Annotated in this window: 20 protein-coding genes; 5 read left to right on the forward strand and 15 right to left on the reverse strand. The window is 32.3% G+C overall.

Translation table 11 applies throughout. The features are described from left to right. The first annotated feature begins 1 nt into the window (after position 1). Positions 2-841, forward strand: a complete 840-nt coding sequence (locus KW502_RS07865) for a hypothetical protein (protein WP_219040001.1) — start codon at positions 2-4, stop codon at positions 839-841. Between the two features lie 53 nt (positions 842-894). On the opposite strand, the gene KW502_RS07870 is transcribed toward KW502_RS07865, so the two are convergent. The 8 genes from KW502_RS07870 to KW502_RS07905 form a co-directional block, all read right to left on the reverse strand. Then, positions 895-3,159, reverse strand: a complete 2,265-nt coding sequence (locus KW502_RS07870; RefSeq protein WP_219040002.1) for an aconitate hydratase — start codon at positions 3,157-3,159, stop codon at positions 895-897. A gap of 286 nt (positions 3,160-3,445) precedes the next feature. Continuing rightward, complete coding sequence (locus KW502_RS07875; protein ID WP_219040003.1) at positions 3,446-4,399, reverse strand: AAA family ATPase; 954 nt, start codon at positions 4,397-4,399, stop codon at positions 3,446-3,448. Positions 4,400-4,415: 16 nt separating this feature from the next. Then, positions 4,416-5,858 (reverse strand): peptidylprolyl isomerase, encoded by a 1,443-nt coding sequence (locus KW502_RS07880; protein WP_369412519.1) that lies wholly within the window; start codon positions 5,856-5,858, stop codon positions 4,416-4,418. Continuing rightward, the gene (locus KW502_RS07885; RefSeq protein WP_219040005.1) at positions 5,842-6,702 is read right to left on the reverse strand and encodes a peptidyl-prolyl cis-trans isomerase; all 861 of its coding nucleotides are present in this window, start codon (positions 6,700-6,702) and stop codon (positions 5,842-5,844) included. Before KW502_RS07885 ends, KW502_RS07880 begins: the two co-directional genes overlap by 17 nt. After that, complete coding sequence (locus KW502_RS07890; protein ID WP_219040006.1) at positions 6,695-8,626, reverse strand: peptidylprolyl isomerase; 1,932 nt, start codon at positions 8,624-8,626, stop codon at positions 6,695-6,697. The genes KW502_RS07885 and KW502_RS07890 overlap by 8 nt, the downstream gene beginning before the upstream one ends. 168 nt (positions 8,627-8,794) lie before the next feature. After that, a complete protein-coding gene (gene ettA, locus KW502_RS07895; protein WP_219040007.1) occupies positions 8,795-10,486 on the reverse strand; it encodes an energy-dependent translational throttle protein EttA in 1,692 nt (563 codons plus the stop codon). A gap of 150 nt (positions 10,487-10,636) precedes the next feature. Beyond that, positions 10,637-11,098, reverse strand: coding sequence for a DinB family protein (locus KW502_RS07900; RefSeq protein WP_219040008.1), 462 nt, complete (start codon positions 11,096-11,098; stop codon positions 10,637-10,639). A gap of 45 nt (positions 11,099-11,143) precedes the next feature. Next, positions 11,144-11,320, reverse strand: coding sequence for a CAL67264 family membrane protein (locus KW502_RS07905; RefSeq protein ID WP_219040009.1), 177 nt, complete (start codon positions 11,318-11,320; stop codon positions 11,144-11,146). A 306-nt stretch (positions 11,321-11,626) separates the two neighbouring features. Between KW502_RS07905 and KW502_RS07910 the strand changes: the two genes are divergently transcribed. Next, positions 11,627-13,270 (forward strand): acyl-CoA carboxylase subunit beta, encoded by a 1,644-nt coding sequence (locus tag KW502_RS07910; protein WP_219040010.1) that lies wholly within the window; start codon positions 11,627-11,629, stop codon positions 13,268-13,270. Between the two features lie 74 nt (positions 13,271-13,344). Here the strand turns inward: KW502_RS07910 and yaaA are convergent, their stop codons facing one another. The 3 genes from yaaA to KW502_RS07925 all read right to left on the reverse strand — a co-directional run bounded on the left by yaaA (position 13,345) and on the right by KW502_RS07925 (position 15,886). Next, complete coding sequence (gene yaaA / locus KW502_RS07915; RefSeq protein WP_219040011.1) at positions 13,345-14,106, reverse strand: peroxide stress protein YaaA; 762 nt, start codon at positions 14,104-14,106, stop codon at positions 13,345-13,347. A 154-nt stretch (positions 14,107-14,260) separates the two neighbouring features. Then, positions 14,261-15,307, reverse strand: a complete 1,047-nt coding sequence (locus KW502_RS07920; RefSeq protein ID WP_219040134.1) for an RluA family pseudouridine synthase — start codon at positions 15,305-15,307, stop codon at positions 14,261-14,263. A 9-nt stretch (positions 15,308-15,316) separates the two neighbouring features. After that, the gene (locus KW502_RS07925) at positions 15,317-15,886 is read right to left on the reverse strand and encodes a PASTA domain-containing protein (protein WP_219040012.1); all 570 of its coding nucleotides are present in this window, start codon (positions 15,884-15,886) and stop codon (positions 15,317-15,319) included. Positions 15,887-15,991: 105 nt separating this feature from the next. Between KW502_RS07925 and KW502_RS07930 the strand changes: the two genes are divergently transcribed. Both KW502_RS07930 and coaD read left to right on the forward strand, forming a co-directional pair. Continuing rightward, positions 15,992-16,969, forward strand: a complete 978-nt coding sequence (locus tag KW502_RS07930; RefSeq protein WP_219040013.1) for a D-alanine--D-alanine ligase — start codon at positions 15,992-15,994, stop codon at positions 16,967-16,969. A gap of 54 nt (positions 16,970-17,023) precedes the next feature. Continuing rightward, positions 17,024-17,476: a pantetheine-phosphate adenylyltransferase gene (coaD, locus tag KW502_RS07935; RefSeq protein ID WP_219040014.1), complete on the forward strand. Its 453-nt coding sequence runs from the start codon at positions 17,024-17,026 to the stop codon at positions 17,474-17,476. Between the two features lie 221 nt (positions 17,477-17,697). Here the strand turns inward: coaD and KW502_RS07940 are convergent, their stop codons facing one another. The 3 genes from KW502_RS07940 to KW502_RS07950 form a co-directional block, all read right to left on the reverse strand. Then, positions 17,698-18,216, reverse strand: coding sequence for a hypothetical protein (locus KW502_RS07940; RefSeq protein ID WP_219040015.1), 519 nt, complete (start codon positions 18,214-18,216; stop codon positions 17,698-17,700). Between the two features lie 13 nt (positions 18,217-18,229). Next, entirely contained in the window at positions 18,230-18,844 is a 615-nt protein-coding gene (locus KW502_RS07945; RefSeq protein WP_219040016.1) for a hypothetical protein, read from the reverse strand. A gap of 68 nt (positions 18,845-18,912) precedes the next feature. After that, positions 18,913-19,428 (reverse strand): hypothetical protein, encoded by a 516-nt coding sequence (locus KW502_RS07950; protein WP_219040017.1) that lies wholly within the window; start codon positions 19,426-19,428, stop codon positions 18,913-18,915. 289 nt (positions 19,429-19,717) lie between these two features. Between KW502_RS07950 and KW502_RS07955 the strand changes: the two genes are divergently transcribed. After that, positions 19,718-20,368, forward strand: coding sequence for a DUF2459 domain-containing protein (locus tag KW502_RS07955; RefSeq protein WP_219040018.1), 651 nt, complete (start codon positions 19,718-19,720; stop codon positions 20,366-20,368). 397 nt (positions 20,369-20,765) lie between these two features. On the opposite strand, the gene KW502_RS07960 is transcribed toward KW502_RS07955, so the two are convergent. Next, entirely contained in the window at positions 20,766-22,862 is a 2,097-nt protein-coding gene (locus KW502_RS07960) for a TonB-dependent receptor family protein (RefSeq protein WP_219040019.1), read from the reverse strand.

Consider the following 22,862-nt stretch of genomic DNA (forward strand, 5'->3'; position numbering starts at 1 on the left):
TATGAAAACTGTATTTAAAATTATTTTAGGAATCTTTACTTTAATTGGTTTAACGGTATTTGCCTTCAACCAAAAACAATTAAAAACAAAAAACAATAACTATAAAATCATTCATAAATGGGAGTTACCTTCAGTTTTACAAGAGATCTCTGGTATTGATTGGATAGGCAATGATAAAATTGCTTGCATACAAGATGAAGATGGAATTATTTTTATTTATAACCTTAAAAATAAAAACATCGAAAAGCAAATAGATTTTGCAGATAAAGGTGATTACGAAGATATTGTTGTATTAAATGAAGATGCGTATGTATTGAGAAGTGACGGAGTTATCTTTGAAATAAAAAATTACTTAAAAAATCCGTCTGTTAAAGAACACAGCACTTTTAACGATGCTACTAGAAACGTAGAAGGTCTTAGCTTAGACGAAACTAAAAGTAAACTATTGCTGGCAGTAAAAGACGAAAAACACAAAGAAAAAGGGTTTAAAGGAGTTTATTCGTTTAGTTTAGTAACAAATAGATTTCAGTTTTTACCTATCTATAAAATTAATCTGAAAGAAAATATTTTTGAAGCTACAGGAAAAAAGAAAGTCCATAAACGAATGCGTCCTTCTGCATTAACAATTACTAATAACGGTAAAGAAATTTATTTTTTAGATGGAGCTCAACCGAAATTTTTAATTTCAGATAAAAAAGGAAACACAAAGAAATTATATCACTTAGACGAAGAAGAATTTCATCAACCTGAAGGAATTACTTTAACGAAGGACGGTCGAATTTTTATATCAAACGAAGGAAAAAAATCGAAGCCAAATATTCTTGAAGTTGAATTTTATTAAAACAAAAAACTCCTGCTTTTCAGCAGGAGTTTTTATTTTATATTTATCGAAAATTAAGCGTTTAACTTTTTAATTAAGTTAAGTGCAGAACCTTCTTTATACCATTCAATTTGATTAGAATTGTAGGTGTGATTTGTTTTGATCACATCTTTAGTTCCATCGGCATGAACAATTTCTACAGTAAGTTGTTTTCCTTCTGCAAAGTTTTCTAAATCAATAAAGTTGAACGTATCATCTTCTTGTATCAAATCGTAGTCACTTTCATTATCAAAAGTAACTCCTAACATCCCTTGTTTTTTCAAGTTAGTTTCATGAATACGAGCGAAAGATTTTACAATAACAACCTTTACACCTAAATGTCTTGGCTCCATTGCAGCATGCTCACGAGAAGAACCTTCACCGTAATTATGATCTCCCACTACCACTGTTGGAATATCTTTGGCTTTGTATTCTCTTTGAGTATCTGGTACACCTCCATATTCTCCTGTTAACTGACTTTTTACAAAGTTAGTTTTCATATTGAAAGCATTCACAGCTCCAATTAAACAGTTATTAGAAATATTATCTAAGTGACCTCTGTATCGTAACCAAGGGCCAGCCATAGAAATATGATCTGTTGTACATTTACCATGAGCTTTAATCAATAATTTAGCTCCTAATAAATTATCACCATTCCAAGGTTCAAAAGGAGTTAATAATTCTAAACGCTCACTATCTTCTGCTACTTTTATAGTTACACCACTACCGTCTTCATAAGGAGCTACATAACCTGCATCTTCAACTTCAAAACCGTTTGTTGGTAATTCAATCCCTTTAGGTTCATCTAACATTACTTCTTCTCCATCTTCGTTCATTAACTTATCACGAGTAGGATCAAAATCTAAACGACCTGAAATTGCGATTGCAGCTACCATTTCTGGGGAACCTACAAAGGCATGTGTATTTGGGTTACCATCGGCACGCTTAGAGAAGTTACGGTTAAACGAGTGTACAATTGTATTTTTCTCTTCACCTTTACGGTCACTACGATCCCATTGACCAATACAAGGTCCACAAGCATTTGTAAATACAGTAGCATCAAGATCTTCAAAAATCTTTAATAAACCGTCACGTTTTGCCGTGAAACGAATTTGCTCAGAACCTGGGTTAATACCAAAGTCTGATTTTGGCTTTAATTTTTTGTCTAAGGCCTGTTGTGCAATAGAAGCTGCTCTTGTTAAATCTTCGTAAGAAGAGTTGGTACAAGAACCAATTAATCCCCAATCTACTTTAATTGGCCAATCGTTCTTTTTAGCTTTTTCTTTCATTTCTGAAATTGGTGTAGCTAAATCTGGAGTAAAAGGTCCGTTTAAGTGAGGACGCAATTCTGAAAGATTAATTTCAATTACTTCATCAAAAAATTGCTCTGGGTTAGCATAAACCTCGTCGTCTCCTGTTAAGTGTTCACGTACATTATTTGCAGCATCTGCTACATCATTACGATCTGTTGCTCTTAAGAAACGCTCCATAGAATCATCATAACCAAAAGTTGAAGTGGTTGCACCAACTTCAGCTCCCATATTACAAATGGTTCCTTTACCAGTACAAGACATAGATCTTGCTCCTTCTCCAAAATATTCTATAATTGCTCCGGTACCACCTTTTACAGTTAAAATTCCTGCTACTTTTAAAATTACATCTTTTGCAGCCGTCCAACCGTTAAGTTTACCTGTTAATTTTACACCTATTAATTTAGGAAATTTTAATTCCCAAGGCATTCCTGCCATTACATCTACGGCATCTGCACCACCAACACCTACTGCAACCATACCTAAACCACCAGCATTTACTGTATGAGAATCGGTACCAATCATCATTCCCCCAGGGAAAGCATAATTTTCTAACACCACCTGGTGAATAATACCAGCTCCTGGTTTCCAGAAACCAATACCATATTTATTAGAAACAGAACCTAGAAAATCGAAAACCTCGTTACTGGTTTCGTTAGCTCTTTTTAAATCTTTAGCAGCTCCTTGCTTAGCTTGGATCAAGTGATCACAATGTACTGTTGTTGGAACTTCTACTTTTGGTTTTCCTGCTTGCATAAATTGAAGTAATGCCATTTGTGCAGTAGCATCTTGACAAGCAATTCTGTCTGGAGAGAAGTTTACGTAGTCTTTACCACGCTCGTAAGCTTTTTCCGCTTCAACATCCCAAAGGTGAGTATAAAGAATTTTTTCTGAAAGGGTTAAAGGTTTACCAACAACTTCACGTGCTTTTTCTACACGTTCTGCCATTTGAGTATAAACCTTTTTGATCATATCAATATCGTATGCCATAGGTCTTATTAATTTTTTGAACGTCTGCGAAAATACAGATTTTTAATGAATTTTGAAAATTATCAGGTTTTAGCAACAAAGCCCTAAAAAAAATTAGTCAAAAATTAAAATCATAAATTATAGTCAAAAAATCAACTACAAATGCTATTATTTTTATGAAATTGATAATTTAATATATTTAAATTATCAATTTCATAAAAATAATTAATTAGGTTTTAAATAATTGGAAACCAATATCTATAACGTTATAGATATTTAATATAATTTGATTTCAGTCTAAATAAACTTAAAGAAGTTTAGAGATGATTTTCTCTTCAGTAATACCTTCTGCTTCAGCTTTGTAATTTTTAATAATACGGTGTCTTAAAATACCTTCTGCTACTGCTTGAACATCTTCTATATCTGGAGAAAATTTACCTTTGGTAGCTGCATTAGCTTTAGCTGCTAAAATTAAATTCTGTGAAGCTCTAGGTCCCGCACCCCAGTCTATAAATTCTTTTACAATTTCTGTAGCAAATTCTCCGTGAGGTCGAGTTTTCGCTACTAATTTAACTGCATATTCAACAACATTATCTGCTACCGGAATTTTTCGAATTAATTGTTGATAATCTACTATTTCTTGAGCTGTAAATAAAGGGTTAATTGTTACTTTTTTATCTGTTGTAGTACTTTTTACAACCTCTATTTCTTCTTGAAATGTAGGATATTGTAAAAATATTGAAAACATAAAACGGTCTAATTGTGCCTCAGGCAAAGGGTAAGTTCCTTCTTGCTCAATTGGGTTTTGTGTTGCTAAAACAAAATAAGGTTTTTTTAATTGATAATTAGTTCCAGCTACGGTTACCGATTTTTCTTGCATGGCTTCTAACAAAGCAGCTTGAGTTTTAGGAGGTGTACGGTTAATCTCATCTGCTAAAATTATATTAGAAAAAACAGGACCTTTAATAAACTTAAAGTTTCTATTTTCATCTAAAATTTCTGAGCCTAAAATATCACTTGGCATTAAATCTGGAGTAAATTGTATACGCTTAAAATTTAAGCCTAAAGCTTGTGAAATGGTATTAACCATTAATGTTTTTGCCAAACCAGGAACACCAATTAATAATGCATGACCTCCTGCAAATACAGATAACAAAATCTCGTTTACAACTTTATCTTGACCAATAATTTGCTTTGAAATTTCTTTTTTAAGATCAGCGTATTTTTTCACTAACTGCTCTACTGCTTTAACGTCTGACATACAAAAATTTTTAAGTTTAGTTTTTTAACCAGTTACTATTATAGTCGCAATCTTTATACGCTCCGTTAATTTTAATGTAAGTCTCACTAATTTTTTCATTTTGCCATTTTTCAATAGCTTCAAATTGCTTTTCACGTAAAGCTAATTCTTTAATTTTAGTATAATCTTTAGCGTAATCTGCAATATGCTCTGGATAACGTTGGGTTAATGTAATGATCTTAAAAAACTTTTGTCCTGTTCTGTTTTGATCCATCAACACAAGAGAAACTTCATCTTTTTCTAAGTTATTTACTTTCTCATAAATCATAGGATCAATATCGGTAAGCTCAAATCTAGTATCACCAGATTTTGGATTAATAAGTTGTCCTCCATCTCCTCGAGTTTCTTTTTCATCTGAATATTTACGAGCTGCTTCATCGAAGCTTATTTCGCCTTCAACAATTTCTTTACGAATATCTTCAATTTTATCTTTAGCAGCTTTAACCGTTTCTTCTGTTACTTTAGGGATTAAAATAATATGACGAATATCTAGTTTTTGACCTCTAACTTTATCTAATTGAATAATGTGATAACCAAATTGAGATTTAAAAGGCTTACTCACCTCTCCTTCTCTTAAACTGAAGGCTACTTGTTTAAAATCTTTATCTAATGCATCTTCTCTAGTGATTGTCATTTGTCCACCACGGGCGCTGGTTGCGTCTTCAGAATACAATACTGCCTTAGTTGAAAAACTAGATCCGTCTAAAATTTCATCTCGCATTTCATTCAAACGGTCTACTACTTTATCTTCTTCTTCTTTAGGCACTTCTGGTTTAATTATAAGCTGAGCAATTTCAACTTCATCTCCAAACTTAGGTCTATCTTCTTCTGGTATTCTGTTAAAAAAACTTCTTACTTCTTCTGGAGTAATTTCTACGCCTTCTATAATTTTATCTTGCATGATACTAGAAAGTCTTCGCTCTTTGTTAATTTTAAAGAGTTCATCTCGCAACCCTTGCTCATCTTCTTTACGGTAAAAATCTAGCAGTTTCTCCATACTTCCTATTTGGCTCACCATTCTAGAGATTTGTTGATCTGTCATTCCTGTAATTTCTTGATCACTAACAATAACAGTAGTATCTTGTAAGGCGTGATGCGCATAAAGTTTATTTTCCATTAAACGCCCAGCCAACTGACAGTTGGTGATTTCTCCTGAAGATACTCCTTGAGTTTCTGCATCTTCACGCATTTTAGTAATATCACTATCTAATATTAAATAGTCTCCAATTACTGCTGCAATACCGTCTGCTTTTCTACGTGTAAATTTTTCTACCGTATCTTTTTTTGTTAAATTCTCTCTAGTAATATTATCGCTATCGGTGATCACTAAAGTTGAATCTTGGGAATTGTTTTGTGCATTTACGCTTACTAAAGCTAGTAACATACATGCTGAAAGGTATTGTTTAATTGTAAATTTCAAATTTATTGTTTTTAAGTGCATCTTTGGTAATCTCTTTTTCAAAATCTTTCGTCAATTTAATTTTTCTTCTGTTTAGAAGAATTTGCTTTACAGTAGGCTTAGCATATTCGAAAGGTGCATTTTCATTTCTAAATAAAACTTTTTCAATTTTTATCAAATATACGCCTAAAGAATCTGCTTGTTGCAAAAAGTTGTTATCTTTTAAAAATTCTTCACTATTCTCTTGGTCTAGAATTTCTAGTTTTTGATAAAAATTTCTTTCACTTACCCAAATAGAATCATTAAATGAATAGGATTTAAATTTTAAAGATTGACGTTCTAATTTTTTTCTATCTTCTTTATTAAAGCGAATAAATTGCTTTTTTATTACATCTAATTTAGGAAATTTAGCATTAAGGTAGATATATCTATACTTTACCAGATCGTCGTTCAGTTTAAAGTTTTTTCTATTTTCTTCAAAATAATTCACTAAAGTTTCTTCCTTAATAAGGGTGTCAATTTTTTTTGAAAGAATTAAATCTTTATAAGATTCTGTATATAACTCTGTACGGTAATCTTTGACTAATTTATCAAATTCTTGTAGTTTTGAGTTTGGTAAATTAATTATTGCCTGATCTAATAAAAGTTGTTCTGTAGCCCAATTTTTTATGTAATTAGTCACATACAACGCACTATCTTCTGAAGTAATATCTTTAGGCAAAAACTGGACTAAATCTTCTTTATAAAGGAAAGTTTGATTTACTCGCGCCAAAACTTCTTTCTTTTCTTTAGTTTGAAAATAAGAACAACTCAAACAAAAGAGTAAAGCAAATAGGGCAACTATGTAGTTAAAAAATTTACTCAAATTTTTTCTTTAATTTAGCTAATGAAGATTGATTTACTTTCACGTTATGCTTAGCTCTTAAAGAAGCTAACCAACTTTCTTCGAGTTGTTTTTGATAGGCTGAAATAACTTGCCCCTGAGCATTTTCAAAAGGAATTATTTTAGGCTTTTCAATTGCATTAATTTTAATAACCACAAACGTGCCATTATGCTGGTAAGGACCGCTAATGCCTTTTTTTATTTTTAACTTTTTCGGTAATGAAGGATCATTCAATTCAAAAGTATTAGAATTAAAAATTATATCTTTAAAATTTTCTTTTACCTTTTCAAAAGATTCTTTTTTCAATTCTCGCTTTAATTTTTTCATCATTTTTTTAGAAGATGATGAAGCTATTATTCCTTTAAATGATGCTGGTGTTACAAATTCATTTTTGTGCTTGTTGTAATATTGCTGAAGCGCAGTGGTATCTTTTTTAGCTGCATTCCATATTTTTTTCTCCATTAAGTCAAATAAAAGAAGCCCGTTTCTGTATTCTTCTATCACATGAGCATAATCTTCATCTATATTTTCTAAATGATTACTGTGGTACTCTTTTAAAAAATCATTTTTAAATTCTTCATACAAAACTGCTAAAGCCTGAGGTGTTGTTTTTAAGGAAGAAGCTTTCTTTTGATTAGCGGTTATATATTCAGCAAAATCTTTATAAGTTTCTCCTTCTTCACCTAAAGTTATTAAATTTTTCTGCGGAATATCGGTTAACGAAGAAGACTCTAAAGTGTTGGTAGAAACATTTACCTTTATGTTTTTATTAAAATAAGACAGGTTAGGATCGTCTTCTTTTAATTGATACAACTTTTTAATATTTTCTAAAACTTCTGAAGCAATTAATTGTGCCCTACTATCTTTTTTTATATTTCGTTCTAACGTAAATTTTTCCTCATCAAAACTACCTACAGTATCTTTAGCTAAAAGTTGAATAATATGCCAACCATATTTAGTTTTTATTGGTTTAGAAAAACCTGCTATTTCATTTAAGTTAAACGCTACATTTTCAAATTTTTCTGAATTTAGTTTTCCCTTTTTAAAGCTGGATAATTTCCCACCGTGAATGGCTGTATTCTTATCATCGCTATATTGTTTAGCTAAATCTGCAAAATTTGCACCTTCTTGCAATTCCTTATACAGTTTTTCGGCTTTAGCTTTGTCTGCTTCAGGATCTTTTGTTTCTTCAATCATGATATGAGCCACAGTAACTTCACCCTCATTTATTCGCTTATCATTTACTTTTATAAGATGATAACCAAATTTAGTTCTAACAGGCATTGAAACCGCTCCTATTTCTGTTTGGTAAGCTCCAGTCTCAAAAGGATAAACCATACTAAAAACGCCAAACCACCCTAAATTTCCTCCGTTAATTTTAGCTGAAGGATCTTCGCTATATTGTTTCGCTAAACTTGCAAACGTTTCTTTTGATTTTAAAATCTTCTCTCTTACAGAAATTGCCTTTTTGTAAACTTCTAACGTATCTTTTGGAGAAGCATCGGCTCTTAAGTTAAATAAAATATGAGAGGCATTAACCTCATTTTGAAGACGCACGTAGGCCTCTTGTAGCAATTGCTCTGAAACCTCACTCTGATTGATATACTTTCTTGCTAATTGCTTTTTATAAAGATTGTATTCTTTATTAAAACTAGCTAGTGTATCGAGTTTTAGATCTTCTGCTTCTAGAACTTTTAATTTATAATTTATAAATAGATCTAAGTATTCATTTACATCACGATCTTCTTCATTTTCTATAAGCGAAAGATTTTTAGAAAAAACTCTACTAAATTCATCTGCATAAACGGGATTGCCATCAATAGTGAGTAAAACTTCTTCTGATTGCTGTGCAAAAAGACTAAGCCCCAATAAAAAACTAAACAAAAACAGAATTTGTTTTCTCATTTGATAAATCTTAAAAAATTCAAAAATAACAAATTATAAAGGTTTTACAAGCAAATAATAACAGGTGTATTATAACTTAAGTAACTAAAAAATATTATTCAATATTGATATTTTTTAGCAAATAATAATCCCAGCCGATTGACTGGGATTATTAAATTTTATTCAAGCTTATCGAGTAAGTTTTTTATACTTAATACGTGTAGGCATAATATCACCCCCTAGGCGTTTCTTTTTGTTTTCTTCGTAATCAGAAAAACTACCTTCAAAAAAGTAAACTTGAGAATCTCCTTCAAACGCTAAAATATGTGTACAAATACGATCTAAAAACCAACGGTCGTGAGAAATTACAACTGCACAGCCAGCAAAGTTTTCTAAACCTTCTTCTAAAGCTCTAAGTGTATTTACATCTAAATCGTTAGTAGGCTCATCGAGTAACAAAACGTTTCCTTCTTCTTTTAAAGTCATCGCTAAATGAAGACGGTTTCGCTCTCCACCAGAAAGCATATTTACTTTTTTATTTTGTTCGCTACCACTAAAGTTAAATCTACTTAAATAAGCTCTAGAATTAACTTCGCGACCGCCCATCATAATTAATTCTTGCTCGTCGCTAAAGTTTTGCCATATGGTTTTTTCAGGATCAATATTTGAGTGACTTTGATCTACATAAGCGATATTAGCCGTTTCTCCTACTTTAAAATCTCCTTGATCTGGTTTTTCTTCATCCATAATCATTTTAAAGATAGTAGTTTTTCCAGCACCGTTTGGACCAATAATACCAACAATTCCTGCTTGTGGAAGTTTAAAGTTTAAGTCTTCATATAATAATTTATCACCAAAAGCTTTACTCACACCATTCGCCTCAATGACGTTTGTACCTAAACGTGGACCATTAGGGATAAAAATTTCCAGCTTGTCATCCATCTGCTTTTGATCTTGACTTGCTAATTTATCGTAATTTTTCAAACGTGCTTTTTGCTTAGCTTGCCTCCCTTTTGGCGCCATTTTCACCCATTCTAGCTCTCGTTCTAAAGTTTTTTGACGCTTAGAAGCAGTTTTCTGTTCTTGTGCCATACGTTTAGATTTCTGGTCTAACCAAGAAGAATAATTTCCTTTCCAAGGGATTCCTTCTCCTCGATCTAATTCTAAAATCCAACCCGCAACATTATCTAAGAAATAACGGTCGTGTGTTACTGCTATCACTGTGCCTTTATACTGTTGCAAATGGTGCTCTAACCAATGTACAGATTCTGCATCTAAGTGGTTGGTTGGTTCATCTAATAATAAAATATCTGGTTCTTGCAATAATAACCTACAAAGTGCTACACGACGTCGTTCACCACCAGACAAAACACCAATTTTCTTATCGGCTTCAGGTGTTCTTAACGCATCCATGGCAATTTCTAGTTTGGTATCTATCTCCCAAGCATTAGAAGCATCTATTTCATCTTGCAATTTTGCTTGACGATCCATTAACTTCTGCATTTTATCTGCATCTTCATAAACTTCTGGAAGTCCAAACTGATCATTAATAGCATTATACTCATCTAGAATAGCCATTGTTTCAGATACACCTTCTTTTACTACTTCTAATACTGTTTTTTCTTCATCGAGTTTAGGCTCTTGTTCTAAATAACCTATAGAGTATCCTTGAGAAAAAACGACATCACCTTGATAATTTTTTTCTTCACCGGCGATAATTCTTAATAAAGTTGATTTACCTGAACCGTTGAGACCTAAAATTCCAATTTTAGCTCCGTAAAAGAAGCTTAAATAAATATTCTTTAACACAGGAGTATTTGCGTTTTTATACGATTTTGTCACTCCCGACATAGAGAAAATTACTTTCTTATCGTCTGACATATTTTTAATTAATTATTTAAAGTTAAATGGGCGTTTGCTAAGCACCGCGCTATACGCTATATCTTTTTTTGCCACTTATTAAAGCAAAAAAAGGATGTCGCTGCTATCGCTAACGCAAAAGTACAAATTTAGAATGATTGATTTTATATTTTAAGAATGTAAATCGAGTAGTCTAAGCACTACCAACAACTGTCCGGTATGGTAGGCATTATGCTCTACAATAAGCATTAATTGCCTAAACAAGGTATGCTCTTTACTATTTTTAATAAGTGAATTTAAATCTAAATCTTCATCTTCAACAATAGCAATTAGCTCTTTTCTTTGTTTAAAAAACTGTTGCTTTAAATCTTCCCAAGCCTGTTTATTTTTTGGTGTTTGTACTTTAGACCAATAACCATCGGGCCATTGTGGAGCTAGATAATTTTCGTCCAATATGTAGTTAAGAATATCTTGTTGTGCAAAAACAATATGGTAAAATAACTCATAAAAAGAGTATGGAAGTCCTTCTGGTCTAACTCCTAATTGTTTAATATTAATCTCTTCTACAACTTCATCTAAAGGGGTAAATGCTTCCCCTCCCTCTAAATGTTTAATAAGCTGTTTTCTTATCATATGAAATTATATTTTAAATAATGAATAAATAGTTTCTTAGACCTTTTAAACTCTACCCTTCAAGGCGTTAAAAACCCAGGCAACCGCAAGAAAACCTACACCTACTGCTCCAAAACCATAACCCGCAATTTCTCTATATTTAAATGCTGCTAAACTTAGTAAACCTAGGCCTACTAAAATCATAATAAATGTGGCCCAAGCCAACACTGTATTTTTATTCATACTCATATCTATCTAATTATTTAGGGCTTCAAAAAGCAAATTCAAATTATAATGTTATCAATAATTTACTTTTATATTAATAAATTAAAATTAAAACTCTTATTTCTTAATGTATTTTATAAATATCTCACTTTTTGCTTTAAAATTTAGTTATAAAAATGATAAGCTTTTTGTATTTTCGTTACCAAAAATAGAAAAGCGTGAGGGATTGAGCGTTATGTTTGAGCTCTTTTTATTTTGTTAAAAATAAAAAAGCGAGTAGCAAAAGTCCGACCCGATAGGGACACGCTTTAAAAATAAAGGTGAATGGATTTAAAATTCAATAAAAACGAAGATCATAATAAATTATTACTTTCAGATTTACGTAGCAAACTTGCAAAAGTAAAATTAGGCGGTGGCGAAAAACGTATTGAAAAGCATCATGCAAAAGGCAAAATGACAGCTCGTGAACGTATTAATTTTTTACTCGATAACGCAGAAGAGGCTATTGAGATTGCTGCATTTGCTGGTGATGAGATGTATAAAGAACACGGTGGTTGCCCCAGTGGTGGTGTGGTGGTAAAAATTGGTAAAGTTTCTGGAAAACAAGTTATTGTGGTTGCTAACGATGCTACCGTAAAAGCAGGCGCTTGGTTTCCTATTACCGGAAAGAAAAACCTTCGTGCCCAAGAAATATCTATTGAAAATAAATTACCTATCATTTATTTAGTAGATAGTGCAGGAGTTTATTTACCCATGCAAGATGAAATCTTTCCTGATAAAGAACATTTCGGAAGAATTTTTAGAAACAATGCTGTAATGAGCAGTATGGGAATTACCCAAATTGCTGCGGTTATGGGGAGCTGCGTTGCAGGAGGCGCATATTTACCTATTATGAGTGATGAAGCTATCATCGTAGAAAAAACAGCTAGCATTTTCTTAGCCGGAAGTTATTTGGTGAAAGCTGCAATTGGAGAAAGTGTTGATAATGAATCTTTAGGTGGTGCTACCACTCATTGTGAAGTAAGCGGAGTTACCGATTATAAAGCGAAAGATGATAAAGATGCGCTCACCAAGATTAAAAATATCATGGATAAAATTGGTGATGCTGAAAATGCTGGTTTTAACCGAAAGAAAGCTATAAAACCAAAATTAGATCCGCAAGAAATATTTGGTCATTTACCCGCAAAACGAAGTGATCAATACGATATGATGGAAATCATTAACCGTTTGATTGATGACTCAAATTTTGAAGAATATAAAGCTGGCTACGGGCAAACCATAATAACAGGTTATGCAAGAATCGACGGTTGGGCAGTCGGGATCGTTGCTAATCAACGTAAAATAGTTAAGACTACTGCTGCCAAAACTAAACCTAAAGAGATGCAATTTGGTGGTGTAATTTACTCAGATTCTGCTGATAAAGCCACTCGCTTTATTGCTAACTGTAATCAAAAGAAAATTCCGTTAGTATTTTTACAAGATGTTACTGGATTTATGGTAGGTAGTAAAAGTGAACACGGCGGCATTATTAAAGATGGTGCTAAAATGGTAAACGCTGTAAGTAACTCTGTGGTTCCTAAGTTTACGGTAATTATCGGAAATTCTTATGGTGCAGGAAATTATGCAATGTGTGGGAAAGCCTATGATCCTCGTTTAATTGTAGCCTGGCCAAGTGCTGAGTTAGCCGTAATGAGCGGAAATTCTGCAGCTAAAGTACTTTTACAAATTGAAACTGCCTCTCTAAAGAAAAAAGGCGAAGAGATTACTGAAGAAAAAGAAAGAGAGCTTTACGATAAAATTAAAGCAGATTACGACCGTCAAGTAAGTCCATATTACGCAGCTTCAAGAATTTGGACAGATGCAGTAATCAATCCGTTAGACACCAGAAAATGGATTTCTACAGGAATTGAAGCTGCTAATCATGCACCTATCACCAAAGATTTTAATTTAGGGGTTATTCAAACCTAGTAAAAGATAAATTGAAACAAAAAAAAGCCGTTTTTAAGAAACGGCTTTTTTTTGCTTTTGAATCGAAAGAAAAACTACCTCACAAATACAGGCTCGCTTTCTTTTTCGGTATATTCTTCACTAAACTTATAATCTTCGTAGTCAAATCCTTTTAAATCGTCTAAGGTTTTTGCATTAGTATCTATAATGTATCGAGCCATAGATCCTCTCGCTTTTTTTGCATAAAAACTAATAATTTTAAGCTTTCCATTTTTAAAATCCTTAAAAACAGGTGAAATTATTTTTGCCTTTATTTTTTTAGCATCTACTGCTTTAAAGTATTCATTACTAGCAAGATTTATAAAAAGCTCACCTTCTGCTAATTCATCATTTAAAGATTGTGTGACTTTCTCTCGCCAAACTTCATAAAGATTTTGATGCGATTCTATAGGAAGTTTGGTTCCCATTTCTAATCGATAAGGCTGAATTAAATCTAACGGACGCAAAATACCATACATTCCCGATAAAATTCTCAACATATCTTGCAATAAATCTACATTATGTTTTTCTATCGTATAAGCATCTAAACCAGTGTATACATCTCCAGCAAACAAGTAAGCTGCAGGTCGTGAATTTTTTTGCGTATGTGTTTCTTGAAATTCTTGGTAACGCGTGTAATTCAAATCGGCTAACTTATCGCTAATCCCCATCAAATCAGCAATTTCATTTTTAGACATTCTAGCCAACTTACGGTTAATTTTAACTGCCTGATCAACAAACTTAGGTTGTGTACCGCGATTGGTAGGTAATTCACTTTCTTGATCTAAAGATTTTGCAGGAGAAACGACTATTTTCATTGTTATTATTTTCAGACTATTGCCAAAAAATATCTTTTAGCAATACGATTCCACACAAAAATAGGGCTTATCTTTAGTTAAAAAGAAATAATTTATAATTTCTTAGTAATCTAAGTATAGACTAAAATGATAAGTTAAACATCGAATTATTTGTCTATAATACCTCTTTTTGATTCTTAGCATAGCTTCTCCATTTTTCGATACACTTCTGCATATCTTCAGGAATATCGGTATTAAAGCTCATCCATTTTTTAGTAATAGGATGCTCAAAACCTAAAGTTTTAGCATGCAATGCTTGACGAGGTAAAACTTTAAAACAATTATCTACAAACTGTTTGTATTTTGTAAACGAAGTTCCTTTTAGAATGCGCTCGCCACCATAGCGTTCGTCATTAAAAAGCGTGTGGCCAATATACTTCATATGCACCCGAATTTGATGCGTTCTTCCGGTTTCTAATTTACAAGAAACCAAGGTCACATAACCAAAACGTTCTAAGACTTTATAATGAGTAACCGCAGGTTTTCCGTTTTCGGCTTCATCGCCTTCGTAAACCATATTTTGTAAACGATTTTTAGGGTTTCTACCAATATTACCCTCAATAGTTCCTTCATCATCCTCTACATTTCCCCAAACTAAGGCTACATATTCACGTTCACTCGTTTTATGAAAAAATTGCTGTGTAAGGTAAGCCATTGCATTTTCAGTTTTGGCCACCACAAGCAATCCGCTGGTATCTTTATCTATACGGTGTACTAACCCTGGACGTTCACTACTATTATTTGGTAAATTATCAAAATGATAGATTAGGGCATTAATCAAAGTGCCGGAATAATTACCATGGCCTGGATGTACCACCATTCCTGCAGATTTATTAACCACCAATAATGCTTCATCTTCATAAACCACCTCTAACGGAATATTCTCCGGTGTTAATAAATTTTCATAAGGCGGGTGTTCAAACAAAACTTTTACTTCATCACCAGCCTTAACCCTGTAATTTTGTTTTACTGCAATGCCATTTACAAATACATTTCCATTTTTAGCAGATTGCTGTACTTTATTACGGGTTGCATTTTCAACAAAATTCATTAAAAATTTATCTACACGTAAAGGTTCTTGCCCTTTAGATGCAGTAAAACTATAATGCTCGTATAAATCGTCGCTTCCGCTATTTTCTTCTATTTGTCCTTCTTCGTTCATCACTTCAACTTAATTTACACTATTGTAATTTTGAGTTCCATCTCCTAAAACCATATCAATTTTAGCTGTTTTTCTCACTTTATCTCCTGCTTTTAGGGGTTTCCCCTTATAGGTGAGTTCTAAAACTGCATTTTCGGCAAAATCTGGTTTATAAGAAATATCGCCTATTTCAAAACCAAGTGATAAAAGTTTAGAGGTAACTTGGCGTTTAGTGATTCTTTTAAATTTAGGGATTTCTAGCTTAGGATAATCTGAAGGATTTAATTTAATATAAATCTTTCTATTTTCTTTTACATATTTCCCTGCTTCTGGAGTTTGCTCGATGACAGAATACCTAGGAAAATCTGGATTGTAGTTAGCAGAATCTAAGATCACTTTTCGTAAATCCATTTCTTCTAGCTTTTTATCTACAATATCTAAAGATAGTCTTGATAAATCTGGTACTTCTATACGCTGATCGTGATTTGTGGTATCATCTAGCCAATGCATGGCAACAAATACCAAAACAACTATTGCGATAATAGCAATAACAATTTGAATTAAAAATGTCTTGCTGAAAATGAATTTGAAAAAGCTCATTATTATTAATAAATTATTGCACAAAGATATAAAAACACCTGTATTTTTGTAATAAATAATACAAGGCTTATTTTACAAACGTAAATAGCGAATAAAAAGTTTATAATGAAGAAAAAAATTGCCATCGCCATGGGCGGTTATTCCAGTGAATATAAGATTTCTCTAAACAGTGGCGAATTAGTTTACAAATATACCAACCTAGATTTATTTGAACCCTATAGAGTACATATTTTAGAAAATGGGTGGTTTGTAGTACTTGACAATGGCGAAAAATACGTGATTAATAAAGCCGATTTTTCTACGGAAATCAATAACGAGAAAATTACTTTCGATAGTGTTTTCAATACTATTCACGGATCTCCTGGTGAAGATGGTATTTTTCAAGGTTACCTAGAAATGCTTAATATCCCGCAAACCGCCTGCGATTATTACCAAGCTGCACTTACCTTTAACAAAAGAGATTGCATTAGCATTCTTCGGGCTTACGGAATAAAAACTGCTAAAAATTTCTTTCTAAATAAAGGTGACAATTTTGACGAAGAAGAAATTTTAGAACGTGTAGGTTTACCGTGTTTTGTAAAAGCGAATAAGGCTGGAAGTAGCTTCGGAATTTCTAAAGTAAAAAAGAAAGAAGAATTAAAAAAAGCTATTGAGTTTTCTTTTGAAGAAGATGAAGAAGTAATTATCGAATCTTTCTTAGATGGTACCGAAGTTTCTGTAGGTGTGATTCAATATGAAGGTGAAGTTTTACCGCTACCAGTAACCGAAATTATTTCTGAAAATGAATTTTTCGATTACGAAGCAAAATATTTAGGAATGTCGAAAGAAATTACACCCGCCAATATTTCTGAAGAAGATCGCATAAAAGTTCAAAACCAAGCCAAGCGTATTTTTCAGGTATTAAAATTAAAAGGCCTCACGCGTGCCGAATTTATTTTTCACGAAGGCGAACCACATTTTATAGAAGTAAATACCAATCCTGGGTTGAGCGAAGCCAGTATTTTACCCCAACAAGCTAAAGCTGCCGGTATAAGCTTAAGCGATCTATTTACCAATGTGATTGAAGCTTCACTTCTTTCTTAAGAAATGCTTATCTTCACTAAGATTTTAGAATAATATAAATTTCAAGCTTTATTTATGAAAAGAGCGGTTTTCCCTGGTTCATTTGATCCTTTAACTTTAGGACATTACGATATTATCGAACGCGGACTCAAACTTTTTGATGAAATAATTTTAGCCATTGGCGTAAATGCCGATAAGCAATATATGTTTTCTTTAGAGCAGCGCCAGCAATTTATTAAAGAAGCTTTTAAAGATGAACCCAAAATAAAAGTAAAAACCTACGAAGGCTTAACGGTAGATTTCTGTATAAAAGAAAATGCCGATTTTATTTTGCGAGGACTACGAAATCCTGCCGATTTTGAGTTTGAAAAAGCCATTGCTCATACCAATCGTAAATTACAGAAAATTGAAACAGTATTCTTACTAACTTCCAGTGGAAAAAGTTATATCTCCTCTTCTATTGTTCGAGATGTAATAAGAAATAATGGAGATTACACGTTATTGGTTCCTGATGCGGTTAGGGTTTAATTTAGTAGTTAGTGGTTAATGGTTAGTAAAATAAAGTATATTTTTGTAATTCACCACACAATTTGTCTTGCTGAGCCTGACCGTCCGTCAGAAGGGCTTGTTTACTCCCTTGAATCTTCAATTTCAACAATCGCATCACAACTATTTATAAAAGATAATGGGAACCTGAAACAAGTTCAGGGTGACAGTGTGTTTTTATAACAACTAACACCTATATAAAATTATTGAATATACTTTTTTAAAGTAGAAATAATCTCTTCTTTAGTTTGGTTGTAATTAGTTTGCTCTAAAACTTCATTATTTTCATTAAATACCATAAAGCTAGAATACCCCATTTCATTTGCGTTACAACTTTCACAAATACTTTGAATCGTCTTTTTTAAGAATCCCAATAACGGTTTATCTTTTAAAATATAGAAAGGTTCTCCATACCCGTAATAAAAAAGATGATCCTCTAGTTCTTCCTTATTCTTTTCTTTGGTATTTGTTACCACAAATAATTCAAAATTTTCTTTATGAGCTTTTTTGTACAACTCATCTAATTCTGGAAAAACATCCCTACTTGCAGAACAAAATTGGTTGAAAATGAAAACAATCTTATATGGCTCCCGGCTTTCAAAAATCTTATTTTTCAACTCATCCAATTGAAGAATATTTACATGAGTTTGAAAAGCTTCATTTTGAGCTATCATCGAATTATAAAAAGTAAATAGAGTAATAATAATAATAAAACACCTCATAACTAATAATTCCTTATTTATCTGAACTTCTATTTAGATTTTCCAACACATATCCTCGCCAAGTTTGCGACAACCCCCAATGATCTTGCACATCTATATTTAACAAGATAATTTTAATATTTTCGCCTGCCCTTTTTTGGCGTAAAAGTACGCCATACCATTCATTTAGTAATTTTATAATAATTGGCTTTTGCTCCCCACTTACAAGCATCCAATTAATCACAAATGTATAAGTGTACAAATGTTTATCTTCAAAAACTTCACCGGAATTATAGTGAGCGATTTTTTCTGTTAAAAACTCTAAACTTGGTTGATCTTTATCAGTTTTTTTTCTAATTCTTTTAAAATTGCTGAGCTTTCTTTCAGAACTAATATTATCAATGCTTTCCAAATATTTTCCTTCCTTATTAAACACAAAAATTATTGGAGAAGCAAAAAAGCTAGTTTGAGTATGAGCTTTAAAACTTTCAAAATCTTTAGTAATATAAATATCTTCCGGATGGAATACAAGATTGTTTTTCTGAATATAACTATCTAAAGAATCTGAATTTTTAAAATTATAAACGTACTGTGATTGAGAAAAAACAGAAAGCGTTAATAAATAAAATAAATAGGTGATTTTTTTCATTTAATCATTTTAAATTGAAACCGTCTAAGTATAACAAAATAAATATACTTAGACGGTTAAATTATTTTTTAAAAGCGCACATAATAGCTATTTACATCTTCAAAACGCTCAAGAGGATATTTCCCTCTTTTTAAGGTAAAGCCTCTTTTAAGACCTATCTCTTCAGCGACTTCGTCTTCTAATATGTAATCTTCTTCCATTATGAAAAACTCTCCTCCTTCTTTTTTAATAAAATCATCTAAAATTTCTGGAGATACTTCTAAAACTAATTTATCAATACCTTCTATATGTTCAATAGTGAAATTAGTTTCAAGCGTTGAAGTTTGGTTAGGAGCAGCCGGATCTGGTGGCACATTAACCCATGTTGGATCTCCAATAGGAGTATTCACTTTTATTTTATCAATACGGCAAATTCCCAAACCTCCACAATTTTTTGATGTTCTCCCTATTCTAAGCTTAATGGAACCTCCCCATCCACCACCTCCTGGTGCTATAGTACTTTCAACTGAGGCTTGTGATTGATTAATTTTAGCATTAGATCCCGAGGAAACAATATCATTACTATCATTAGTACAAGAAATCATACTAACTACTAATAGTAATGAAAAAAATAAATTACTTTAATTTTCATTTTTAATTTAAATAAGTTACTAATTAATTACAGATGTTCTTTTCGAAAAGATTACGGCTACGAATATAACCGTAAAAATGATATATTTTATAAAATTTTTCAATAAAATATTAAAATTTATATTCTTATTCCAATGCTAGGGATGTAATTCAAAATAACGGAGATAACACCTTATTGGTTCCTGACGCGGTGAGGGTTTAGGAGTGGTTAGGAGTTAGAAAGATTCATTTTTAAATGAAGTAATGAAGCGAGTCTTAAAATTAATCGGGAAAATTATATTGGTATTAATTTCTATCCGTCTTTTACATTTCTTGATTGCATTGATTCTTACTACCATCACCGTAAATCAAAATAAAGAACATCCGAAAGAAACTTTTGTTTATTTGAATACGAATGGTGTTCATTTAGACATTATTCTTCCTAAAGAAAAAATGGAAGAAAGCTTATTAAAAGATTTGAAATATACTCAAAGTGATCAATATTTTTCCTTTGGTTGGGGTGATGAAAATTTCTATTTAAACACTCTACAATGGAAAGACCTTACTTTCAAAAATGCAATAAATGCACTCTTTTTAAAAAGTTCTACCCTTATTCATCTAACCAAATATGCTGAAGTAAACCCTTCTTGGATCAAAATTGAATTATCGCAGCAACAACTTTCAACTCTACATCAATACCTAGAAAATAGCTTTTACGAGGATACTGAATCAAAAAAAGTAATCTTACCCAATAAAGGATATGCTTACAACGACGATTTTTATAAAGCTACCGGAAATTACACTTGCTTTTTCACTTGTAATACTTGGGTGAATTCAGCTTTTAAAAAAGCTAACCTAAAAGCTTGTTTGTGGACACCTTTTGATTTTGGGTTGATGGATAAGTATTCTGATTGAAAAGCGATTAATTTTATAAAATTTTCAAATAGGAATCGTTTGATAGTGAGATACCTGCAAGGTTTGAAAACCTTGCAGGTATCATTTAGAGTTCACTGGAAAATCTACAAGGAACTTAAAGTCCTTGCAGGTTTCTGTCTTATTTAATATCTGATAAATTATTGAGCTTGTTTTAAAATTTCTTCTTTTGATTCTAAAGTAAATCCGCTCTTTTCTGCTTGCTCAAGCTTAGCTTGAATCCAATCAATCTTAGCTTACCTAATTAAATCATTAACCCGTTCACTTTTGCTAGTATACTCTTCACTTGTAACTTTAACTACTTCATTGGGTTCTGTTAACGAAATACTTTGTCTTGCCATCGCCATCCTTTTGTTGTAAAATTACACCACAATAAAACCTAAAACAAATATTTCACCTCTACACCTCCATAAAAATTACGATCGTTCCCAGGATAATAATAACGAGGTTCGCTGTTTCCAAAACCTACAGCATTAGGTAAAGTACTTACCGCATAATGCTCATCGAATACATTATTAACACCAGCATTAAGATTGATTTGAAAATCATTGAATATCGTAAAATCGTAACCAGCTTTTATATTGATTAATTGATAGCGATCAGTCTCCAACGAATTTTCATCATTCAGCGGTATTTCTGAAACAAAAAGTACATTGCTAAATAAACTGAATCCGTTTTCGGCAATTAGATCTAAGCCAATATTTATTTTTTGATCGGGAACTCCCGTTAAATCATTTCCACTAAAATCTTGCCCTTCATCGATAAACTCATCAAACTTATAAAAATTAAAATTTGCAGAAGCATAGGGTTTTAAAATTATTGCTGAAGTAATTTTCCAATTGTACTTTAGTAGAAGTTCCACTCCGTTGTGATCTGTTTTACCTGCATTGGCCCCCACATATTGATCTTCCGCTATGCGTTCTGCAACTAATAAATCGTTTACCTGAATACTGTACAAAGCAATTTCGGTATAAAAATCTTCAAACCAATTTCCTTTAAAACCCACTTCATAATCCCACCCTATTTCAGGTTTTAAACTGGTATTAATTAAACCTTGAGGTGTTAAAGTTTCATCTACTGTTGGGGTAGAAAATCCTTTAGAAATATTTAGGTAAATGTTTTTAGTTGAATTCAATTCATACAAAGCCGCAATTCTTGGCGACCAAATAGTTTCGAACTGATAATCTCCTGTTTGGTCGATTTCATCTTCTTCAAATAAATCGGTTAATGCATAATCTGTGAAGTTCACATTTAGGCCACCCACTAATTTTAATTTCGGAAAAACTTGCAAATTTAATTGCGCAAAGAGGTTGTAATACTTTCGGTCTTGTTCTAAATTGGCAATTTGACTTCCGCGAACACTTCCTTGATTGGGAAATTCTTCATAAAGATTTTCAAAATTACTTCCATAATAATTTTCATTTAAAAATTCTGCGCCCAAACTTGCTTCCGCAGGCAAAGAAAATAATTCAGTTTTGTAATTAAAACGCGTTCTCGCTCCCATACTAAAACTATTTTCTTTTAAAATATCGAAAGGACGAGGTTCATAAGCGTCTCTACTATTTATAAAAACGCTGGTGGTATTCTCTAAATTATCTGTAAAATGCTGTCTATACGAAATTCCCAGTAAAAAGCGATCGTAAGACTCATAACCTTCTGCCGAAATCCACTTAAAGGCTGCGCTTTCTGGATTTTCACGATACGCTGTTTTACCAATAGAACTAGGAATGTAGGCTTTGAGTCTTGTAAAATTACCTAAAAAGCTAATTGCTGAATTTTCTCCAGAATAAAAGGTTCCATTGAAATTGAAAGACTTCCGATCATACTCTGAATTTTCCCGATAGCCTTCATTTTGCAAATGGTTATAGGTAGCAAAAAGAGATTTCTTTTTATCGGAATAGCCTACACTTGCTGTATTTTTCAGCAGTTGATAACTTCCAAAACTACTGGAAATTTTGGCAAAAGAACGCTCATTTCTTGGTTGATAAGCAAACAGATGTAACACTCCACCCAAACCAGAACCATACAAACTTGAATTTGGACCTTTAATAATTTCTACACTTTCAATAGCTTCTAAATCTATATCATTAATTACAGTTTGACCATCTCCTGTACTAATGGGAATTTCATTAAAATAAGCTTTTAAACGGGTTGTACCGTATTGTGCACGTGCACCTATACCGCGAATGGTTATTCTATTGGTATTTAATGCTCCCGCTTGGGTATAAACCCCAGGAATTCGATTAAAAGAGCTGGTTAAAAGTGTGGGAGAATTTCTGTTAAGTTCTCTATGGTCGAGTCGATTTACCGCTGCGGGTGTATGCGTTAGCTCAGATTTAATGCTTGTTCCTTTTAATAAAACCTGTGGCAAAGCTGTACTATCTAAAACAGGCTCAAGATTTTTTTCTTGAGCCTGCGTTAAACTAATATTACAACACAAACTTATTATAAATGTAGTAATTATTTGGTATTTCAA

Source organism: Mesonia aestuariivivens, assembly GCF_019311235.1.
Taxonomy (GTDB): domain Bacteria; phylum Bacteroidota; class Bacteroidia; order Flavobacteriales; family Flavobacteriaceae; genus Mesonia; species Mesonia aestuariivivens.